Genomic DNA, 17,012 nt, shown 5'->3' with positions numbered 1-17,012 from the left:
CCGGACAATGGACAGGCAAGTGAAGGGCATCCTGGGCGCCAAGCTCGGCATGACCCAGGTCTGGGACAACAACCGGGTCGTCCCGGTGACGGTGGTGCAAGCCGGCCCGTGCGTGGTGACCCAGGTGCGTACCACCGACAAGGACGGCTACTCCGCGGTGCAGCTCGCGTTCGGCGCGATCGACCCGCGCAAGGTGAACAAGCCGGGTTCCGGCCACTTCGCCAAGTCCGGAGTGGCCCCGCGGCGACACATCGTCGAGCTGCGCACCACCGACGCCAGCGAGTACGAGCTGGGCCAGGAGGTCACTGTCGAGACGTTCGAGCCGGGTGCCCGGATCGACGTCACCGGCCGGACCAAGGGCAAGGGCTTCGCCGGCGTCATGAAGCGGCACGGCTTCCACGGCCTGCGGGCCAGCCACGGTGTCGAGCGTAAGCACCGCTCGCCCGGCTCGATCGGCGCCTGCGCGACCCCGGGTCGCGTCTTCAAGGGCGTCAAGATGGCCGGTCGCATGGGCAGCGTGCGCTACACCGTGCAGAACCTGACCGTGCAGGCGGTCGACCAGGAGAACAACCTGCTGCTGGTCAAGGGCGCGATCCCGGGCCCGGCAGGCGCGTTGATCCTGGTCCGTAGCGCGGCGAAGGCACAGGCCAAGAAAGGCGGGTCGGCCAAATGACGACGGTTGACGTGATCGACGCCGAGGGTGCCAAGACCGGTACCGTCGACCTGCCCGGCGAAGTCTTCGACGTGCAGGCCAACATCGCCCTGATGCACCAGGTCGTGACCGCCCAGCTCGCCGCCGCGCGACAGGGCACGCACAAGACCAAGACCCGGGGTGAGGTCGCCGGCGGCGGCAAGAAGCCGTACAAGCAGAAGGGCACCGGCCGGGCTCGTCAGGGCTCCATCCGGGCGCCGCAGTTCGCCGGTGGTGGCGTGGTGCACGGGCCGGTCCCGCGGGACTACAGCCAGCGCACTCCAAAGAAGATGAAGGCCGCCGCGCTGCGTGGCGCGCTGTCCGACCGGGCCCGCGCGAATCAGGTCCACGTCGTGGAGGCGTTCGTCGGTGGCGACAAGCCGTCGACCAAGGCTGCGCTGGCCACGCTGCGCAAGATCAGCTCCGCCAAGCGGGTGCTGATCGTGCTGAGCGCCACCGACGAGCTGAACTGGATGTCGCTGCGAAACCTGCGCAACAGCGCGCCGCTCGTGCACCTCATCGAGGTGGGGCAGCTCAACACCTACGACGTGCTGGTCGCCGACGACGTGGTCTTCACCAAGGAAGCCCTCGACCAGTTCCTGGGCCGGCCGGCGCAGACCGAGGAGGGCGACAAGTGAGCACGATTGCCGACCCGCGCGACATGATCGTGGCGCCGGTGGTCTCGGAGAAGAGCTACGCCGAGCTGAACCGGAACTGGTACACGTTCCTGGTTCACCCGGATGCCAACAAGACCCAGATCAAGATCGCGATTCAGCAGATTTTCGACGTCCGGGTGCTGACCGTGAACACGCTCAACCGCGAGGGCAAGCGCAAGCGGACCCGTACCGGCTTCGGCCAGCGCAAAGCTACCAAGCGGGCGATGGTGAAGTTGGCCGACGGTGACCGCATCGAGGCCTTCGGCGGCCCGGTCAGCTGAGGGGTGTAGACAATGCCAATTCGTAAATACAAGCCGACGACGCCGGGCCGCCGTGGTTCGTCCGTCGCCGACTTCGCCGAGATCACCCGGTCGACGCCCGAGAAGTCGCTGCTGGTGCCGCTGCCCAAAAAGGGCGGCCGCAACGTGCACGGCCGGATCACCACCCGTCACCAGGGCGGCGGCCACAAGCGCCAGTACCGACTGATCGACTTCAAGCGGGTCGACAAGGACGGCGTGCCGGCCAAGGTCGCGCACATCGAGTACGACCCGAACCGGACCGCCCGGATCGCGCTGCTGCACTACGCCGACGGCGAGAAGCGCTACATTCTCGCGCCGAAGGACCTCAAGCAGGGCGCGATTGTGGAGTCCGGCCCCGGCGCCGACATCAAGCCCGGCAACAACCTGCCGCTACGCAACATCCCGGTCGGTTCCACGATCCACGGGGTCGAGCTGCGTCCGGGCGGTGGCGCCAAGCTTGCCCGCTCGGCCGGCGTCGGCATCCAGCTACTCGGCCGGGAAGGGGCATACGCCACGCTGCGGATGCCCTCCGGTGAGATCCGCCGGGTCGACGTGCGCTGCCGGGCCACCATCGGCGAGATCGGCAATGCCGACCAGTCAAACATCAACTGGGGCAAGGCGGGTCGCATGCGGTGGAAGGGCAAGCGCCCGACCGTCCGTGGCGTCGCGATGAACCCGGTCGACCACCCGCACGGTGGTGGTGAGGGCAAGACCTCTGGCGGTCGCCACCCGGTGAACCCGCAGGGCAAGCCGGAAGGCCGGACCCGCCGTAAGGGCCAGCCGAGCGACCGGTTGATCGTCCGCCGCCGCTACGCGACCCGCAAGCGCGGCTAGAAGGAGTCTGGGACACATGCCTCGCAGCCTTAAGAAGGGCCCGTTCGTCGACGACCACCTGATGAAGAAGGTGGAGACGCAGAACGAGAAGGGCTCGAAGAACGTCATCAAGACCTGGTCGCGGCGCTCGACGATCACCCCGGAGATGCTCGGGCACACGATCGCCGTGCACGACGGGCGCAAGCACGTCCCGGTGTTCGTCACCGAGTCGATGGTCGGGCACAAGCTCGGCGAGTTTGCCCTGACCCGCACCTTCAAGGGTCATGAGAAGGACGACCGCAAGAGCCGTCGGCGCTGAGTCGCGGGCACGGATAGAGGATCAAGGGGTTACAGCGATGCCAGTTAAGGGCGACGCTCCGGTGCTTCCGGGCGCGCGGGCGGTTGCGCGGCACGTGCGCATCTCGCCGATGAAGGCGCGCCGGGTGGTCAACCTCGTCCGCGGTCTGCCCGCGAAGGAGGCACTCACCGTCCTGCAGTTCGCGCCGCAGGCGGCTAGTGAGCAGGTGTACAAGGTCCTGGCCAGCGCCATTGCCAACGCGGAGAACAACGAGCAGCTTGACCCCGACGCGCTGCTGGTCAGCGAGGCGTTCGTGGACGAGGGCCCGACGCTGAAGCGGTTCCGGCCGCGGGCGCAGGGCCGGGCGTACCGGATTCGCAAGCGGACCTGCCACATCACTATCGCGGTGGAGGCCGTCGCCCCGGCGACGCCGACGCGGCGGGCGGGCAAGGCTCAGCCGGCGAAGGCTGCCAAGAAGGCCCAGCCGGCCGTGGCCGAGCCTCAGACCACGGCGCAGAGCACGTCGGAGAACGAGCCAGCCGGCGGCAAGCAGAGCAGCACGGAGGGTGCCGAGTAATGGGTCAGAAAGTTCACCCGCACGGGTTCCGGCTCGGCATCTCGACCGACTGGAAGTCGCGCTGGTACGCGGACAAGCTTTACAAGGACTACATCGCCGAGGATGTCAAGATCCGTCGGATGATGTCCAAGGGCCTCGAGCGGGCCGGCATCTCCAAGGTGGAGATCGAGCGCACCCGGGACCGGGTACGCGTCGACATCCACACCGCCCGTCCGGGCATCGTGATCGGCCGCAAGGGTGCCGAGGCGGACCGGATCCGTGGCAACCTGGAGAAGCTCACCGGCAAGCAGGTGCAGCTCAACATCCTCGAGGTGAAGAGCCCCGAGTCGGACGCGCAGCTGGTTGCCCAGGGCGTGGCCGAGCAACTCGCCAGCCGGGTCAGTTTCCGTCGGGCGATGCGTAAGGCCATGCAGTCGGCGATGAAGAACCCGATCGTCAAGGGCATCCGGGTGCAGGTCTCCGGCCGCCTCGGCGGCGCGGAGATGAGCCGTACCGAGTTCTACCGCGAGGGTCGGGTCCCACTGCACACGCTGCGGGCCAACATCGAGTACGGCTTCTTCGAGGCCCGTACGACGTTCGGCCGCATCGGCGTCAAGGTGTGGATCTACAAGGGTGACGCGGTTCCGGGGCGGGAAGCTCCGGCCGAGGCGCCGAGCCGGCCCCGTCGCGAGCGGCCCGAACGGCCGCGCCGCGGCCGTTCCGGATCGAGCGGGACGACCGCCGGTGGGACCGAGGCCGGCCGGGCGGCCGCCGCCGAGATCTCCGGTGGCCCGTCGACCACGACCAGCAGTGCCGCGCCGGCTGACGCCGCGCCGGCCACTCCGGCCGCTTCGGCCGGAGCGGACAGCTCAGCGCAGGAGGGCTGACAGATGCTGATCCCGCGCAAGCCCCCGAAGGGCTTCCGCAAGCCGCATCACCCGAGCCGTACTGGTGCCGCCAAGGGCGGCACCCGGGTGGTGTTCGGCGAGTTCGGTATCCAGGCGCTCGAACCGGCGTACCTGACCAACCGCCAGATCGAGGCGGCCCGTATCGCCATGACCCGCCACATCAAGCGTGGTGGAAAGGTCTGGATCACGGTGTTCCCGGACCAGGCGCTGACGAAGAAGCCGGCCGAGACCCGGATGGGCTCCGGTAAGGGCTCGCCCGAGTGGTGGGTCGCCAACATCAAGCCGGGACGGGTGCTCTTCGAGATGTCCTTCCCGAACGAGCAGATCGCACGTGAAGCGATGCGTCGTGCGATCCACAAGCTCCCGATGAAGTGCCGCATTGTGACGCGCGAAGTGGGTGAAAGCTGATGGCAGCGGGCGTTCCGGCCGCCGAGCTGCGTGAACTCTCCGAAGAGGAGCTGGTCACGAAGCTGCGGGAGGCCAAGGCGGAGCTGTTCAACCTCCGCGTGCAGGCCGCGACCGGTCAGCTGGACAACAACCGTCGGCTGCAGGTCATCCGTCGGGAGATTGCCCGGATCTACACGATCATGCGTGAGCGTGAGTTGGGACTCTCCGCCGCGCCGACTGAGGTGGCTGCATCATGAGTGAGAACACTGCCCCCGAGCAGGACACGACCGAGGCTCGGGCCCGCCGCAAGGTTCGCGAGGGGCTCGTGGTCAGCGACAAGATGGAAAAGACCGTCGTCGTCGAGGTCGAGGACCGGGTCAAGCACCGGCTGTACGGCAAGGTTCTGCGCCGTACCCGCAAGCTGAAGGCGCACGACGAGCAGAACTCGTGCGGGATCGGTGACCGGGTGATGCTGATGGAGACCCGGCCGTTGTCCGCAACCAAGCGGTGGCGCGTCGTGGAGATCCTCGAAAAGGCGAAGTAGCCGACCGGCCCGCATGCCGCCCTCGGCGGCGTGTTCGGGCCGATCGGGTCCGGTTGACAGCCCGCGCGTAGCGCGGACCAGGTTCTTCCAAGCTCCGGGTGACCGGAGGACTGGCAGACATAGGAGATAGACGTGATCCAGCAGGAGTCGCGACTTCGAGTCGCCGACAACACGGGTGCCCGGGAGATCCTGTGCATCCGCGTGCTCGGCGGCTCCGGTCGGCGCTACGCAGGCATCGGTGACGTTATCGTCGGGACGGTCAAGGACGCGATCCCCGGCGCTGGCGTGAAGAAGGGCGACGTGGTCAAGGCCGTCGTCGTCCGGACCGCGAAGGAGAAGCGGCGGCCTGACGGGTCGTACATCCGCTTCGACGAGAACGCCGCCGTCATCATCAAGGACGGTGGGGACCCGCGCGGTACCCGTATCTTCGGCCCAGTCGGCCGTGAGCTGCGGGACAAGCGGTTCATGAAGATCATTTCTTTGGCGCCGGAGGTGCTGTAGACCGTGAAGGTCAAGAAGGGCGACACGGTCGTCGTCATCGCCGGTAAGGACAAGGGTGCCAAGGGCAAGGTCATCGCGGCCTACCCCCGGCAGGACAAGGTCCTCGTCGAAGGCGTGAACCGGATCAAGAAGCACACCCGCATCCAGACCACCCAGCGTGGCGGCAAGACCGGCGGCATCGTCACTCAGGAAGCCCCGATCGCTGTCTCGAACGTGCAGGTCCTCGACTCCGACGGCAAGCCGACCCGCGTCGGTTACCGGTTCGACGACAGCGGCCAGAAGGTCCGGATCGCACGTAGCAACGGTAAGGACCTGTGATGACCACCGCTACCCAGACCAGGCCGGCACCGCGCCTCAAGCAGCGGTACCGCGAGGAGATCATCGCGCAGCTGCGCGAGCAGTTCCAGTACGGCAACCCGATGCAGGTGCCCGGGCTCGCCAAGATCGTGGTGAACATGGGTGTCGGTGAGGCAGCCCGGGACGCCAAGCTGATCGACGGCGCGGTGCGGGACCTGACCACCATCACCGGACAGAAGCCGCTGGTACGTCGGGCGACCAAGTCGATCGCGCAGTTCAAGCTCCGTGAGGGGATGCCGATCGGCGCGAAGGTCACCCTGCGCGGCGACCGGATGTGGGAGTTCCTGGATCGGCTGCTGTCCATCGCGCTTCCCCGGATCCGCGACTTCCGTGGCCTGGACGGGCGCAAGCTCGACGGCAACGGCAACTACACGTTCGGGCTCACCGAGCAGTCGGTGTTCCACGAGATCGACCAGGACCGGATCGACCGTACCCGGGGCATGGACATCACCCTCGTGACCACCGCCAAGACTGACGACGAGGGCCGGGCGCTGCTCAAGCTCCTGGGCTTCCCGTTCAAGGAGAACTGAGCCATGGCCAAGAAGGCGCTGATCATCAAGGCTGCCGCGAAGCCGAAGTTCTCGGTTCGCGCGTACACCCGTTGCCAGCGGTGCGGGCGTCCGAAGGCGGTGTACCGCAAGTTCGGCCTCTGCCGGGTCTGCATCCGGGAGATGGCGCACCGCGGTGAGCTGCCCGGTGTGTCCAAGGCTTCCTGGTAACCCACCTTGACAGGTCTTCGCCGTAGGCCCGGCGGTAATGCCGCTGGGAACCCCGGCGAGAAAGGTTGACGAGACCCATGACGATGACCGACCCGATCGCAGACATGCTTACCCGTCTGCGCAACGCCAATCAGGCGTACCACGACCGGGTGACGATGCCGTACTCGAAGATCAAGGCGAACATCGCCGAGGTCCTCAAGGCCGAGGGCTACATCTCGACCTGGCAGGTCGAGGAGCCCGCGGAGGGTGCCGTCGGCCGCAGCCTCGTGGTTGATTTGAAGTTCGGCCAGAACCGGGAGCGTAGCCTCGCCGGGATCAAGCGCGTGTCCAAGCCGGGTCTGCGGGTGTACGCCAAGTCGGATGAGCTGCCGCGCGTGCTCGGTGGCCTGGGCGTGGCGATCATTTCGACGTCCCAGGGACTGCTCACCGACCGGCAGGCCCGTAAGCGGAGCGTTGGCGGGGAAGTCCTCGCCTTCGTCTGGTAATCGGGAGACTGGTAACAATGTCGCGTATTGGACGTAAGTCGATCCCGGTTCCATCCGGCGTCGATGTCAAGATCGACGGCCAGACCGTCACGGTGAAGGGGCCCAAGGGCGAGCTTGCCCACGTGCTGCCCGAGCCGATCACGGTCGACCGCAGCGAGGACGGCCAGCTGCAGATCGCGCGCGCCAACGACGAGCGCCGGGCCAAGGAGCTACACGGTCTGAGCCGCACGCTGGTGGCGAACATGATCGTCGGGGTGACCGACGGCTACCGCAAGACCCTGGAGATCGCCGGTACGGGTTACCGGGTCACCGCCAAGGGCAAGGACCTGGAGTTCGCGCTCGGGTTCTCGCACCCGGTGGTGGTGCCGGCACCGGAAGGAATCACCTTCACCGTGGAGCGGCCCACGCTGTTCCACATCGCCGGGATCAACAAGTGGCAGGTCGGCGAGGTGGCCGCCAACATCCGGAAGATCCGTCCGCCGGAGCCGTACAAGGGCAAGGGCGTGAAGTACCAGGGCGAGGTCATCCGCCGCAAGGCCGGAAAGGCCGGTAAGAAGTGAGTGCGGTGAGTGCGAGGAGCGAGCTTGCGAGCCCCGCAGTCACGAACGGAGGGAAAGCACAGTGAGCGCTACGTTGCTGAAGCGTCGGGCAGGCGGCAGCGTCTCCGCCCGGCGTGCGATCGGGCGGGCGCGCCGGCACTTCCGGGTCCGCAAGAACGTCAGCGGGACCGCACAGCGGCCGCGCCTGGTGGTCACCCGCTCCCTGAAGCACATGGTCGCCCAGGTCGTTGACGACACCAAGGGTCACACCCTGGCGTCGGCCTCGACGATGGACGCCTCGCTGCGGGGTACCGACGGTGCCAAGAGCGAGCTGGCCGGCAAGGTGGGCACGCTGCTCGCCGAGCGGGCCAAGGCGGCAGGAATCTCCAAGGTCGTGTTCGACCGTGGGGGCAACCGGTACGCGGGGCGGATCGCCGCGCTGGCCGACGCCGCCCGCGAAGCCGGACTCGAGTTCTAACGGTCGTCGGAATGCTTGCACAGACGACTCAGATCGAAGAAATCCCCGTCACGAGTAGGAAGGAAGGCTGCTGATGCCAGGTCAACAGCGTCGTGGCGGCGGGTCCGGTGGCAGCGAAGGTGGTCGCCGCGACAACCGCCGTGAGGGCGGTCGCGGCAACGCGCCCGTCGAGAAGACCCCACACCTGGAGCGGGTCGTCGCGATCAACCGGGTCGCCAAGGTCGTCAAGGGCGGTCGGCGGTTCAGCTTCACCGCTCTGGTGATCGTGGGCGACGGTGACGGCACGGTCGGCGTGGGTTACGGCAAGGCCAAGGAGGTGCCCGCGGCGATCGCCAAGGGTGTCGAGGAGGCCAAGAAGCACTTCTTCAAGGTGCCCAGGATCGCCGCGTCGATCCCGCACCCGGTGCAGGGCGAGGACGCCGCTGGCGTCGTCCTGCTGAAGCCGGCCAGCGCCGGTACGGGTGTCATCGCGGGTGGTCCGGTGCGTGCGGTGCTGGAGTGCGCGGGCATCCACGACGTGCTCTCGAAGAGCCTAGGCTCTTCGAACCCGATCAACATCGTGCACGCCACGGTTGCCGCGCTGAAGGCTCTGGAGTCGCCGGAGGCGGTGGCTGCCCGGCGTGGTCTGCCAGTCGAGGACGTGGCCCCGGCCGCGATGCTCGCGTCCCGCGCGGGCGCAGGGGCGTGACAGCGACTATGAACGGAGGGCGGCTGCGATGGCACGTCTGAAGGTGACCCAGGTCCGGTCCGGGATCGGGACCAAGCACAACCAGCGCGAGTCGCTGCGTTCGCTCGGTCTGAAGCGGATCAACGACGTGGTGGTCAAGGAGGACCGGCCCGAGATTCGGGGCATGATCTTCACCGTGAACCACCTCGTGAAGGTCGAGGAGGTCGAGTAATGACGATCAAGGTCCATCACCTCCGGCCGGCGCCCGGATCCAAGACCGCGAAGACCCGGGTGGGTCGCGGTGAGGGTTCCAAGGGCAAGACGGCTGGTCGGGGTACCAAGGGCTCCAAGGCCCGGAAGAACGTCCCGGCGGCGTTCGAGGGTGGGCAGATGCCCATCCACATGCGCCTGCCGAAGGTCAAGGGCTTCAAGAACCGCTTCAAGGTCGTCTTCCAGGTGGTCAACCTGGACCGGCTGGCTGAACTCTTCCCCAACGGTGGGGAGGTCGGCCCGGAGCAGTTGGTGCAGGCCGGTGCGGTCCGTAAGGGCCAGCCGGTGAAGGTGCTCGGCAGTGGCGAGCTCAGCGGGGTGACCCTCCAGGTGTCGGCGCACGCGTTCAGCGGCGCGGCCAAGGAGAAGATCACCGCTGCTGGTGGCTCCGCCACCGAGCTCTGAACAACCAGCATGACCGTGGCGCTCGCTCAGTTTGTCCGAAACTGACGGGCGCCACGGCCTACTGGGTAGGGCCGCACCCCGTTAATATCGGGACCGGTGTATGTTCTTGGGCACGCCTGCCTAGACCGTCGCCGGACTGTTAGAGTCCGATGCCAGCCATGGATATCGGGCGCACCGCACCCACCCGACCCGCCAGGACATCCGGCGGCCGCCTCGCGCAGCAGGAGGAAGAAGTTGCTCTCCGCCTTTCTCAGTGCGTTTCGCACGCCTGACCTGCGCAAGAAGCTGCTGTTCACGGTCTTCATCGTCGCGATCTACCGGCTGGGCGCCACGCTGCCCAGCCCCGGTGTGTCGTACGGGAACGTGCAGCAGTGCATCGACACCCTGGAGAACAGCGACACCAGCGGGGTCTTCACCCTGCTGAACCTCTTCTCCGGGGGCGCGCTGCTGTCGCTGTCGGTCTTCGCGCTGGGCATCATGCCCTACATCACCGCGTCGATCATCCTGCAGTTGCTCACCGTCGTGATCCCGCGACTGGAGCAGCTCCGCAAGGAGGGGCAGTCCGGCCAGGCCAAGATCACCCAGTACACCCGTTACCTGACGCTGGGCCTCGGCGTGCTGCAGGCTTCGGCCTTCGTCGCGCTGGCCCGCTCCGGCCAGCTGTTCAACAACCAGTGCGACCAGTTCCCGATCATCCCCGACGGGACCGGCCTGCCGATGTGGCTGACGCTCAGCGTGCTGGTCACCACCATGACCGCCGGCACGGGCGTGGTCATGTGGCTCGGCGAGCTGATCACCGACCGGGGCGTCGGCAACGGTATGTCGGTGCTGATCTTCACCTCGATCGCGGCGCGGCTGCCCAGCGAGGGCTGGGCCATCAAGAACACCCACGGCTGGGGCATGTTCGCCCTGGTGCTGGTGCTGGTCCTGGTGGTCATCACCGCGGTTGTCTTCATCGAGCAGGCGCAGCGCCGCATCCCGGTGCAGTACGCGAAGCGGATGATCGGTCGGCGGATGTACGGCGGTACCTCCACCTACATCCCGCTGAAGGTCAACCAGGCCGGTGTCATCCCGGTGATCTTCGCCTCGTCGGTGCTCTACCTGCCGCAGCTGGGTCTGCAGTTCTTCGATCCGAACGACCCTGGCCAGGTCCAGGCGTGGATCCAGAACAACCTGGCGAACCCGACCAGCCCGATCTACATCATCACGTACTTCTTTATGATCATCTTCTTCACGTACTTCTACGTGTCGATCACGTTCAACCCGACCGAGGTCGCGGAGAACATGAAGAAGTACGGCGGCTTCGTGCCGGGTATCCGGCCGGGCCGTCCCACCGCCGAGTACCTCGACTTCATCCTCAGCCGGATCACCCTGCCGGGCGCGCTCTACCTGGGTGTCATCTCGGTCCTGCCGAACTTCTTCTTCATCTGGCTGGACAGCGACCAGTACGTGAACTTCCCGTTTGGTGGCACCGCCGTGCTCATCATGGTCGGTGTCGGTCTGGAAACCGTGAAGCAGATCGAGAGCCAACTCATGCAGCGCAACTACGAAGGGTTCCTCCGGTAGATGAGGCTGGTACTGGTCGGTCCCCCCGGGGCGGGGAAGGGGACCCAGGCCGAGTTCATCGCCGCTCACCTGGCCGTGCCTAAGATCTCGACCGGGGACATCTTCCGGGCCAACGTCACCCAGGGCACGCCGCTGGGTGTGGAAGCCAAGCGCTACATGGACGCCGGCAAGCTGGTCCCGGACGAGGTGACCATCAACATGGTCCGGGACCGGCTGGCCGAGCCGGACGCCGCGGACGGCTTCCTGCTCGACGGCTTCCCGCGGACCACGCCGCAGGCCGCCGCGCTGGACAAGCTGCTGGCCGATCTCGGCACCGCGCTGGACTTGGTGCTGGAGCTGGTGGTCGACGACGACGAGGTGATCCGGCGGTTGTCCGGTCGGCGTACCTGCCGGGGCTGCGGCAAGATCTGGCACGTCGAGTTCGACGCTCCGGCCACCGAGGGCCGCTGTGACCGGTGCGGGGCCGAGCTGTTCCAGCGCGACGACGACAAGTCGGACACGATCGCCCGTCGTCTGGTGGAGTACGCCGAGAAGACCGCGCCGCTGGTCGACTACTACGGCGCCCAGGGCAAGCTGGTGGGGATCGACGCCACCGGCCCGGTCGAGGATGTCACCGTACGCGCGATCGACGCCCTGCGTTCGTACGGCGGGTAGGCTCGCGGTCGGCGTCGGTGTCGACCGGCGCGCCGCGAAGCGGCAGGTGCAGACTGGGCGGGAGACAGAGGAGCCAATGCGTCGTCAGCAGCTGGACATTCAGCTGAAGACTCCGGAGCAGATCGACCGCATGCGGGCCGCTGGTCTGGTGGTCGCCGATGCGTTGGCCCGGATGCGGGCGGCGATCGCTCCCGGGGTCTCCACCGCCGACCTGGACGCGATCGCCGAGCGGACCATCCGCGAGGCGGGTGCGGTGCCGTCGTTCAAGGGCTACCACGGCTTTCCCGCGACGATCTGCGCCTCGGTCAACGAGCAGGTCGTGCACGCCATCCCGGCAGCGGAGCAGGTGCTACGCGACGGTGACGTCATCTCCGTCGACTGCGGGGCGATCCTGGACGGCTGGCACGGCGACGCCGCGTTCACCGCTGGCGTCGGCGAGCTGCGTCCGGAGCTGCAGAAGATGGTGACGGTCGCCGAGGACGCGTTGTGGGCGGGGATCGCGGCTGCGGCGCGGGGCGCGGCCAGCGGTCGGGGCCGGCTCACCGACATCTCGTACGCGATCGAGAAGGCGATCCGCGCCGGCGGTCGTTACGGCATCGTCGAAGGGTACGGCGGCCACGGCATCGGCACCGAGATGCATCAGGACCCGCACGTGCTCAACTACGGACGGCCTGGCAAGGGGCCGAAGCTGGTTCCGGGGATGGCGCTCGCGATCGAGCCGATGATCACTGAAGGGTCGGCCCGGACCGAGGAGCTCGCCGACGGCTGGACGGTGGTGACCCGCGACGGTTCCATGGCGGTGCACGTCGAGCATTCGATGGCCCTGCTGCCCGACGGTGTCTGGGTGCTGACCGAACCGGACGGCGGTCGTGCCCGGCTGGGCGATCTGGTGACCGCCCGCCAGCCCGCCGAGTCGCGGCGCTGAGCCGGACGGCTCGGCGCCGGGGTGGCGGGCGGGTGTCATGCTCGTATCCATGACTGGGCGGGACGAGATGCGGGCGGGCGACGCCGATCGTGAGGCGGTCGCGGAGCGGCTACGGGCCGCCTTGAACGAGGGCCGGCTGGATCTCGCGGAGTTCGACGAGCGCCTCCAACAGGTGTACGCGGCGAAGACGTACGGCGACCTCGGCGGGCTGCTGCACGATCTGCCGCCGGTCGTCCCGGCCGGTCAGTCGCAGCTGGTGCCGAATCTCGGTGGCGGGCTGCCGGCGGAGCTGACCCCGGGCCCGGACGGCCGCTATCCGGCCGCCACCCGGCGGTGGCTGGCCGGCCAGTGGAACGGCTACGGCTCGGCGGTCGGGATCGCCATCGCGATCTGGGCGGTGATCTGCGTCATGTCGCAGGATCTGCTCTACTTCTGGCCGGGGTGGGTGGCCGGTCCATGGGGCGCGGTGCTGCTGGTCACCACGGTGCTGGGTCTGATGAACGGCGAGCCGCAGAAGTGTGCGGCGAAACAGGCGCAGCGGGAGCTGGCCAAGCGGGAGAAGATGCAGCGCAAGCAGATCGAGCGGGAGTCCGGCGAGCAGGGCCCGAGTCACGCCTAGTAACCGTCTTCGCCGTCGGATTGCGGCAGGTCGTCCATGGTCATCCGATTTTACCGGTTACGATGGCAGCCGGCTGTACGCGGTTTGCTGTCCGCGTGACAACCCGCGTACACTGATAGATCGGCGCACAGCGTCCACTCCAGCGTGCCTGCCCTGCGCTTCGGCGGGCCGCTTCTGATCGGGTGCCAGGCGGGTTCTCACGACCCGTACCCGCACCCGGCCGGAGGCACTGGAGCCGCGGCTGGCGTGGTCGAGTCGTCATGGTCAACACACCGTGCGGCCCGCCCACGAATGGGGTTGTGAGCCGATCCCGAGCAACCGACGTCAGGACAGCGGAGGACATGCCGAAAAAAGACGGGGCCATCGAGATCGAGGGCCGAGTGATCGAGCCACTCCCGAACGCCATGTTCCGGGTGGAGCTCGCCAACGGCCACAAGGTGCTGGCTCACATCAGCGGCAAGATGCGGCAGCACTACATCCGCATCCTGCCCGAGGACCGGGTCGTCGTCGAGCTCTCGCCGTACGACCTCACCCGCGGGCGGATCGTCTATCGCTACAAGTAGCCACCTGACGGCGGCCGGGGCGTCCCGTGTCCGTCCTCAAGCCCGATCCGCGCCCGCGGACAGGGCGTCAATGGAAGTAAGGCACACCGTGAAGGTCAAGCCGAGCGTCAAGAGGATCTGCAACAAGTGCCGGGTGATTCGCCGGCACGGTCGGGTGATGGTGATCTGCACCGACCCCCGGCACAAGCAGCGCCAGGGCTGACCCCAGGGGCCGACCGGCAGCAGCCGGGTCGGCGAGGGGCGGCTCAGGCGGCCGATCCGCACAACAGCACATGCTCGTCCCAGCCACGAGCGGCACAGCGCGAACTGTCGCTGTGTCACGTGGCCCAACCCCCGGTCGGAGGCCGGGGCCCGGCAGGTCGTCCGCCCCCTCGGGCCGGGTGACATGGGCAGTCGGGGTGGGGCGGGCTCAGACCTCCGTGCACACCACCTGAGGAGTACGCCCGCACATGGCACGTCTAGCCGGCGTCGATCTGCCCCGCGAAAAGCGGATGGAGATCGCGCTCACCTACATTTTCGGGATCGGCCGGACCCGCTCGATCGCCACGCTAGCCGCGACTGGCATCGACCCCAACAAGCGGGTCCGCGACCTCACCGACGAGGAGCTGGTCCAGCTCCGCGATCACATCGAGACCAGCTTCAAGGTCGAGGGTGATCTGCGTCGTGAGGTTGCCGCAGACATCCGTCGCAAGGTCGAGATTGGCTGCTACCAGGGCATCCGGCACCGCCGCGGGCTGCCGGTGCACGGTCAGCGCACCCGGACCAACGCCCGGAGCCGCAAGGGCCCGAAGCGGACCGTCGCAGGCAAGAAGAAGCCGGGCAAGAAGTAGTCCTGGCCGGCACCGGGCTCGACCGGATACCTCGATCTTCCAATAGGAGCGCAGAAAACTCATGCCACCGAAGGCTCGCGCTGGAGCCGCTGTCAAGAAGGTCCGGCGCAAGGAACGCAAGAACGTCGCCCACGGGCAGGCGCACATCAAGAGCACCTTCAACAACACCATCGTTTCGATCACCGACCCGACCGGTGCGGTGATCTCCTGGGCCTCCGCCGGCCAGGTTGGTTTCAAGGGCTCCCGCAAGTCGACTCCGTTCGCCGCGCAGCTGGCCGCCGAGGCAGCCGCCCGTCGCGCGATGGAGCACGGCATGCGCAAGGTCGACGTCTTCGTCAAGGGCCCCGGCTCCGGCCGGGAGACCGCCATCCGTTCGCTGCAGGCAGTCGGCCTGGAGGTCGGGCAGATCTCCGACGTCACGCCACAGCCACACAACGGGTGCCGTCCGCCGAAGCGTCGCCGGGTCTGAGAGGTTAGGAAAAGATGGCTCGTTACACGGGTGCCGACTGCCGCCGTTGCCGGCGGGAGAAGATGAAGCTGTTCCTCAAGGGCAGCAAGTGCGATGGGCCGAAGTGCCCGTTCGAATCTCGTCCCTTCCCGCCCGGCCAGCACGGCCGTGGTCGGACCAAGGAGACCGAGTACCTCCTCCAGCTCCGCGAGAAGCAGAAGGCCCGCCGGGTGTACGGCGTGCTGGAAAAGCAGTTCCGCGGCTACTACGAGGAAGCAGTGTCCAAGCAGGCCAAGACCGGTGAGGTCCTGCTGCAGATCCTGGAGTCCCGTCTCGACAACGTCGTGTACCGGGCTGGCTACGCCAAGTCCCGCGACATGGCGCGTCAGCTGGTCAAGCACGGGCACTTCGTGGTCAACGGCAAGAAGGTCGACATCCCGTCGTACCGCATCAAGGAGCACGACATCGTCGAGGTCCGGACGAAGTCGAAGGAGCTGACCCCGTTCCTGGTTGCCCAGGGCGAGTCCGGTTCCAAGACCGTCCCGGCCTGGCTGGAGGCGATCCCCAGCCAGATGAAGATCCTCGTGCACTCGCTGCCGGTACGTCAGGCGATCGACACGCAGGTGCAGGAACAGCTGATCGTCGAGCTCTACTCGAAGTGAGCCAACCCGTCGATGGGGGTCGTGGCCGGCCGGTGCCGGTCGGCCACGACCCCCATCGACAGGCGCAATACCGACGGGCGTCATATAGCGGTCGCCCCGACCCAAGGAGAAGCACGTGCTCATCAGCCAGCGGCCGACTCTGTCCGAGGAGTCGATCAGCGACACGAGGTCCCTGTTCACCATCGAGCCGTTGGAGCCGGGTTTCGGCTACACGCTCGGCAACTCGCTGCGGCGTACCCTGCTCAGCTCCATCCCGGGTGCGGCGGTCACCAGCATCAAGGTCGACGGCGTGCTGCACGAGTTCACCACGATCCCCGGTGTCAAGGAGGACGTGGTCGAGCTGGTCATGAACATCAAGGAGCTGTGTGTCAGCTCCGAGCACGACGAGCCGGTCAGCATGTACCTGCGCAAGCAGGGCCCTGGTGACGTCACCGCCGGCGACATCCAGCCGCCGGCCGGCGTGTCGGTGCACAACGCGGACCTCAAGCTGGCCACCCTCAACGGCAAGGGTCGGCTCGACATGGAGCTGACCGTCGAGCGTGGCCGGGGCTACGTCACCGCGGCGCAGAACAAGCAGGCCGGTGCCGAGATCGGCCGGATCCCGGTCGACTCGATCTACTCGCCGGTGCTCAGGGTCACCTACCGGGTCGAGGCGACCCGGGTCGAGCAGCGGACCGACTTCGACCGGCTGATCATCGACGTGGAGACCAAGGCGTCGATCGGGCCGCGTACCGCGCTCGCTTCGGCCGGCTCGACCCTGGTCGAGCTGTTCGGCCTCGCCCGTGAGCTGGACGAGACCGCCGAGGGCATCGACATCGGGCCGTCGCCGCAGGACGCCCAGCTGGCCGCCGATCTGGCGTTGCCGATCGAGGAGCTGGACCTGACCGTACGGTCGTACAACTGCCTCAAGCGCGAGGGCATCAACAGCGTCGGCGAGCTGATCGGGCGGACCGAGGCGGACCTCCTCGATATAAGGAATTTCGGTCAGAAGTCGATCGACGAGGTCAAGATGAAGCTCGCCGGGATGGGTCTGGGCCTGAAGGACTCGGCGCCCAACTTCGACCCGGCACACGTCGTCGACTCGTTCAGCGAAGCCGACTACGACACCGAGGACTACCGCGAGACCGAGCAGCTGTAACGCCGGCTGCCGCCACCACTGAGGAGCACCAACC

30 protein-coding genes are annotated in these 17,012 nt (G+C 67.5%); all 30 read left to right on the top strand.

Features of this window, described 5'->3' with window-relative positions; translation table 11 throughout:
* Nucleotides 1-7: 7 nt before the first annotated feature.
* Complete coding sequence (gene rplC / locus ACFHVL_RS09725; RefSeq protein WP_416627103.1) at nt 8-673, top strand: 50S ribosomal protein L3; 666 nt, start codon at nt 8-10, stop codon at nt 671-673.
* The gene (gene rplD, locus ACFHVL_RS09720; protein ID WP_416627101.1) at nt 670-1,329 is read left to right on the top strand and encodes a 50S ribosomal protein L4; all 660 of its coding nucleotides are present in this window, start codon (nt 670-672) and stop codon (nt 1,327-1,329) included. Before rplC ends, rplD begins: the two co-directional genes overlap by 4 nt.
* Nucleotides 1,326-1,628, top strand: coding sequence for a 50S ribosomal protein L23 (rplW, locus tag ACFHVL_RS09715; protein WP_416627099.1), 303 nt, complete (start codon nt 1,326-1,328; stop codon nt 1,626-1,628). Before rplD ends, rplW begins: the two co-directional genes overlap by 4 nt.
* Nucleotides 1,629-1,640: 12 nt before the next feature.
* Complete coding sequence (gene rplB / locus ACFHVL_RS09710) at nt 1,641-2,480, top strand: 50S ribosomal protein L2 (RefSeq protein ID WP_416627098.1); 840 nt, start codon at nt 1,641-1,643, stop codon at nt 2,478-2,480.
* Between the two features lie 16 nt (nt 2,481-2,496).
* Nucleotides 2,497-2,778 carry a 30S ribosomal protein S19 gene (rpsS, locus tag ACFHVL_RS09705; protein ID WP_416627096.1) on the top strand — a complete coding sequence of 94 codons (282 nt, stop codon included), beginning with the start codon at nt 2,497-2,499 and terminating at the stop codon, nt 2,776-2,778.
* Between the two features lie 37 nt (nt 2,779-2,815).
* On the top strand, nt 2,816-3,334 hold the full coding sequence (gene rplV, locus ACFHVL_RS09700; protein WP_416627095.1) for a 50S ribosomal protein L22: 519 nt from the start codon (nt 2,816-2,818) through the stop codon (nt 3,332-3,334).
* Nucleotides 3,334-4,200, top strand: a complete 867-nt coding sequence (rpsC, locus tag ACFHVL_RS09695; RefSeq protein WP_326551329.1) for a 30S ribosomal protein S3 — start codon at nt 3,334-3,336, stop codon at nt 4,198-4,200. The genes rplV and rpsC overlap by 1 nt, the downstream gene beginning before the upstream one ends.
* A 3-nt stretch (nt 4,201-4,203) precedes the next feature.
* Nucleotides 4,204-4,629, top strand: coding sequence for a 50S ribosomal protein L16 (gene rplP, locus ACFHVL_RS09690; RefSeq protein WP_326551330.1), 426 nt, complete (start codon nt 4,204-4,206; stop codon nt 4,627-4,629).
* Complete coding sequence (rpmC, locus tag ACFHVL_RS09685; protein ID WP_278112098.1) at nt 4,629-4,865, top strand: 50S ribosomal protein L29; 237 nt, start codon at nt 4,629-4,631, stop codon at nt 4,863-4,865. Before rplP ends, rpmC begins: the two co-directional genes overlap by 1 nt.
* Nucleotides 4,862-5,152: a 30S ribosomal protein S17 gene (rpsQ, locus tag ACFHVL_RS09680; protein ID WP_326551331.1), complete on the top strand. Its 291-nt coding sequence runs from the start codon at nt 4,862-4,864 to the stop codon at nt 5,150-5,152. Before rpmC ends, rpsQ begins: the two co-directional genes overlap by 4 nt.
* 132 nt (nt 5,153-5,284) lie before the next feature.
* A complete protein-coding gene (gene rplN, locus ACFHVL_RS09675) occupies nt 5,285-5,653 on the top strand; it encodes a 50S ribosomal protein L14 (protein WP_123606139.1) in 369 nt (122 codons plus the stop codon).
* A gap of 3 nt (nt 5,654-5,656) precedes the next feature.
* Nucleotides 5,657-5,971, top strand: a complete 315-nt coding sequence (rplX, locus tag ACFHVL_RS09670) for a 50S ribosomal protein L24 (RefSeq protein ID WP_326551332.1) — start codon at nt 5,657-5,659, stop codon at nt 5,969-5,971.
* A complete protein-coding gene (gene rplE, locus ACFHVL_RS09665) occupies nt 5,971-6,540 on the top strand; it encodes a 50S ribosomal protein L5 (RefSeq protein WP_416627091.1) in 570 nt (189 codons plus the stop codon). The genes rplX and rplE overlap by 1 nt, the downstream gene beginning before the upstream one ends.
* Nucleotides 6,541-6,543: 3 nt before the next feature.
* Complete coding sequence (locus tag ACFHVL_RS09660; protein ID WP_007465272.1) at nt 6,544-6,729, top strand: type Z 30S ribosomal protein S14; 186 nt, start codon at nt 6,544-6,546, stop codon at nt 6,727-6,729.
* Between the two features lie 77 nt (nt 6,730-6,806).
* Complete coding sequence (gene rpsH / locus ACFHVL_RS09655) at nt 6,807-7,214, top strand: 30S ribosomal protein S8 (protein ID WP_326551334.1); 408 nt, start codon at nt 6,807-6,809, stop codon at nt 7,212-7,214.
* Nucleotides 7,215-7,231: 17 nt separating this feature from the next.
* Nucleotides 7,232-7,774 carry a 50S ribosomal protein L6 gene (gene rplF / locus ACFHVL_RS09650; RefSeq protein ID WP_416627089.1) on the top strand — a complete coding sequence of 181 codons (543 nt, stop codon included), beginning with the start codon at nt 7,232-7,234 and terminating at the stop codon, nt 7,772-7,774.
* A gap of 73 nt (nt 7,775-7,847) precedes the next feature.
* On the top strand, nt 7,848-8,231 hold the full coding sequence (gene rplR, locus ACFHVL_RS09645) for a 50S ribosomal protein L18 (protein WP_416627134.1): 384 nt from the start codon (nt 7,848-7,850) through the stop codon (nt 8,229-8,231).
* A 73-nt stretch (nt 8,232-8,304) separates the two neighbouring features.
* Nucleotides 8,305-8,919, top strand: coding sequence for a 30S ribosomal protein S5 (gene rpsE / locus ACFHVL_RS09640; RefSeq protein ID WP_416627087.1), 615 nt, complete (start codon nt 8,305-8,307; stop codon nt 8,917-8,919).
* Nucleotides 8,920-8,947: 28 nt separating this feature from the next.
* The gene (gene rpmD, locus ACFHVL_RS09635; protein ID WP_326551337.1) at nt 8,948-9,130 is read left to right on the top strand and encodes a 50S ribosomal protein L30; all 183 of its coding nucleotides are present in this window, start codon (nt 8,948-8,950) and stop codon (nt 9,128-9,130) included.
* Nucleotides 9,130-9,573: a 50S ribosomal protein L15 gene (gene rplO / locus ACFHVL_RS09630; RefSeq protein WP_326551338.1), complete on the top strand. Its 444-nt coding sequence runs from the start codon at nt 9,130-9,132 to the stop codon at nt 9,571-9,573. Before rpmD ends, rplO begins: the two co-directional genes overlap by 1 nt.
* Nucleotides 9,574-9,807: 234 nt before the next feature.
* Nucleotides 9,808-11,139, top strand: a complete 1,332-nt coding sequence (secY, locus tag ACFHVL_RS09625; protein ID WP_416627085.1) for a preprotein translocase subunit SecY — start codon at nt 9,808-9,810, stop codon at nt 11,137-11,139.
* On the top strand, nt 11,140-11,793 hold the full coding sequence (locus tag ACFHVL_RS09620) for an adenylate kinase (protein ID WP_416627083.1): 654 nt from the start codon (nt 11,140-11,142) through the stop codon (nt 11,791-11,793).
* Nucleotides 11,794-11,869: 76 nt separating this feature from the next.
* Entirely contained in the window at nt 11,870-12,718 is an 849-nt protein-coding gene (gene map / locus ACFHVL_RS09615) for a type I methionyl aminopeptidase (RefSeq protein ID WP_416627081.1), read from the top strand.
* 49 nt (nt 12,719-12,767) lie between these two features.
* Nucleotides 12,768-13,337, top strand: a complete 570-nt coding sequence (locus tag ACFHVL_RS09610; RefSeq protein WP_416627080.1) for a DUF1707 SHOCT-like domain-containing protein — start codon at nt 12,768-12,770, stop codon at nt 13,335-13,337.
* 341 nt (nt 13,338-13,678) lie between these two features.
* A complete protein-coding gene (gene infA / locus ACFHVL_RS09605) occupies nt 13,679-13,900 on the top strand; it encodes a translation initiation factor IF-1 (RefSeq protein ID WP_007073013.1) in 222 nt (73 codons plus the stop codon).
* Nucleotides 13,901-13,988: 88 nt separating this feature from the next.
* The gene (gene rpmJ / locus ACFHVL_RS09600; protein WP_012184307.1) at nt 13,989-14,102 is read left to right on the top strand and encodes a 50S ribosomal protein L36; all 114 of its coding nucleotides are present in this window, start codon (nt 13,989-13,991) and stop codon (nt 14,100-14,102) included.
* A 247-nt stretch (nt 14,103-14,349) separates the two neighbouring features.
* A complete protein-coding gene (gene rpsM, locus ACFHVL_RS09595) occupies nt 14,350-14,730 on the top strand; it encodes a 30S ribosomal protein S13 (RefSeq protein ID WP_416627079.1) in 381 nt (126 codons plus the stop codon).
* Nucleotides 14,731-14,791: 61 nt separating this feature from the next.
* Nucleotides 14,792-15,199 carry a 30S ribosomal protein S11 gene (rpsK, locus tag ACFHVL_RS09590; protein WP_007073011.1) on the top strand — a complete coding sequence of 136 codons (408 nt, stop codon included), beginning with the start codon at nt 14,792-14,794 and terminating at the stop codon, nt 15,197-15,199.
* Between the two features lie 14 nt (nt 15,200-15,213).
* Complete coding sequence (rpsD, locus tag ACFHVL_RS09585) at nt 15,214-15,840, top strand: 30S ribosomal protein S4 (protein ID WP_326551344.1); 627 nt, start codon at nt 15,214-15,216, stop codon at nt 15,838-15,840.
* Nucleotides 15,841-15,955: 115 nt separating this feature from the next.
* The gene (locus ACFHVL_RS09580) at nt 15,956-16,978 is read left to right on the top strand and encodes a DNA-directed RNA polymerase subunit alpha (protein ID WP_416627078.1); all 1,023 of its coding nucleotides are present in this window, start codon (nt 15,956-15,958) and stop codon (nt 16,976-16,978) included.
* The last annotated feature ends 34 nt before the right edge of the window (nt 16,979-17,012 follow it).

The sequence above is a fragment of the Micromonospora sp. LOL_023 genome (genome assembly GCF_048060115.1).
Classification (GTDB): domain Bacteria; phylum Actinomycetota; class Actinomycetes; order Mycobacteriales; family Micromonosporaceae; genus Micromonospora_E.
Note: the sequence above shows the minus strand (reverse complement) of the source record. Positions and strands in the feature narration are given on the sequence as shown.

Bases quoted from the DNA above. Each gene is read 5' to 3' on its own strand.
- rpsE (WP_416627087.1), top strand. From the start codon at position 8,305: ATGCCAGGTCAACAGCGTCGTGGCGGCGGGTCCGGTGGCAGCGAAGGT.
- infA (WP_007073013.1), top strand. From the start codon at position 13,679: ATGCCGAAAAAAGACGGGGCCATCGAGATCGAGGGCCGAGTGATCGAG.
- rplF (WP_416627089.1), top strand. From the start codon at position 7,232: ATGTCGCGTATTGGACGTAAGTCGATCCCGGTTCCATCCGGCGTCGAT.
- rpsS (WP_416627096.1), top strand. From the start codon at position 2,497: ATGCCTCGCAGCCTTAAGAAGGGCCCGTTCGTCGACGACCACCTGATG.
- rpsK (WP_007073011.1), top strand. From the start codon at position 14,792: ATGCCACCGAAGGCTCGCGCTGGAGCCGCTGTCAAGAAGGTCCGGCGC.
- rpsQ (WP_326551331.1), top strand. From the start codon at position 4,862: ATGAGTGAGAACACTGCCCCCGAGCAGGACACGACCGAGGCTCGGGCC.
- ACFHVL_RS09660 (WP_007465272.1), top strand. From the start codon at position 6,544: ATGGCCAAGAAGGCGCTGATCATCAAGGCTGCCGCGAAGCCGAAGTTC.
- ACFHVL_RS09620 (WP_416627083.1), top strand. From the start codon at position 11,140: ATGAGGCTGGTACTGGTCGGTCCCCCCGGGGCGGGGAAGGGGACCCAG.
- rpsM (WP_416627079.1), top strand. From the start codon at position 14,350: ATGGCACGTCTAGCCGGCGTCGATCTGCCCCGCGAAAAGCGGATGGAG.
- rplE (WP_416627091.1), top strand. From the start codon at position 5,971: ATGACCACCGCTACCCAGACCAGGCCGGCACCGCGCCTCAAGCAGCGG.
- rpsD (WP_326551344.1), top strand. From the start codon at position 15,214: ATGGCTCGTTACACGGGTGCCGACTGCCGCCGTTGCCGGCGGGAGAAG.
- rplV (WP_416627095.1), top strand. From the start codon at position 2,816: ATGCCAGTTAAGGGCGACGCTCCGGTGCTTCCGGGCGCGCGGGCGGTT.
- rplC (WP_416627103.1), top strand. From the start codon at position 8: ATGGACAGGCAAGTGAAGGGCATCCTGGGCGCCAAGCTCGGCATGACC.
- rplP (WP_326551330.1), top strand. From the start codon at position 4,204: ATGCTGATCCCGCGCAAGCCCCCGAAGGGCTTCCGCAAGCCGCATCAC.
- rplB (WP_416627098.1), top strand. From the start codon at position 1,641: ATGCCAATTCGTAAATACAAGCCGACGACGCCGGGCCGCCGTGGTTCG.
- rpsH (WP_326551334.1), top strand. From the start codon at position 6,807: ATGACGATGACCGACCCGATCGCAGACATGCTTACCCGTCTGCGCAAC.
- rplO (WP_326551338.1), top strand. From the start codon at position 9,130: ATGACGATCAAGGTCCATCACCTCCGGCCGGCGCCCGGATCCAAGACC.
- rpsC (WP_326551329.1), top strand. From the start codon at position 3,334: ATGGGTCAGAAAGTTCACCCGCACGGGTTCCGGCTCGGCATCTCGACC.
- ACFHVL_RS09610 (WP_416627080.1), top strand. From the start codon at position 12,768: ATGACTGGGCGGGACGAGATGCGGGCGGGCGACGCCGATCGTGAGGCG.
- map (WP_416627081.1), top strand. From the start codon at position 11,870: ATGCGTCGTCAGCAGCTGGACATTCAGCTGAAGACTCCGGAGCAGATC.
- rpmC (WP_278112098.1), top strand. From the start codon at position 4,629: ATGGCAGCGGGCGTTCCGGCCGCCGAGCTGCGTGAACTCTCCGAAGAG.
- rpmD (WP_326551337.1), top strand. From the start codon at position 8,948: ATGGCACGTCTGAAGGTGACCCAGGTCCGGTCCGGGATCGGGACCAAG.
- rplD (WP_416627101.1), top strand. From the start codon at position 670: ATGACGACGGTTGACGTGATCGACGCCGAGGGTGCCAAGACCGGTACC.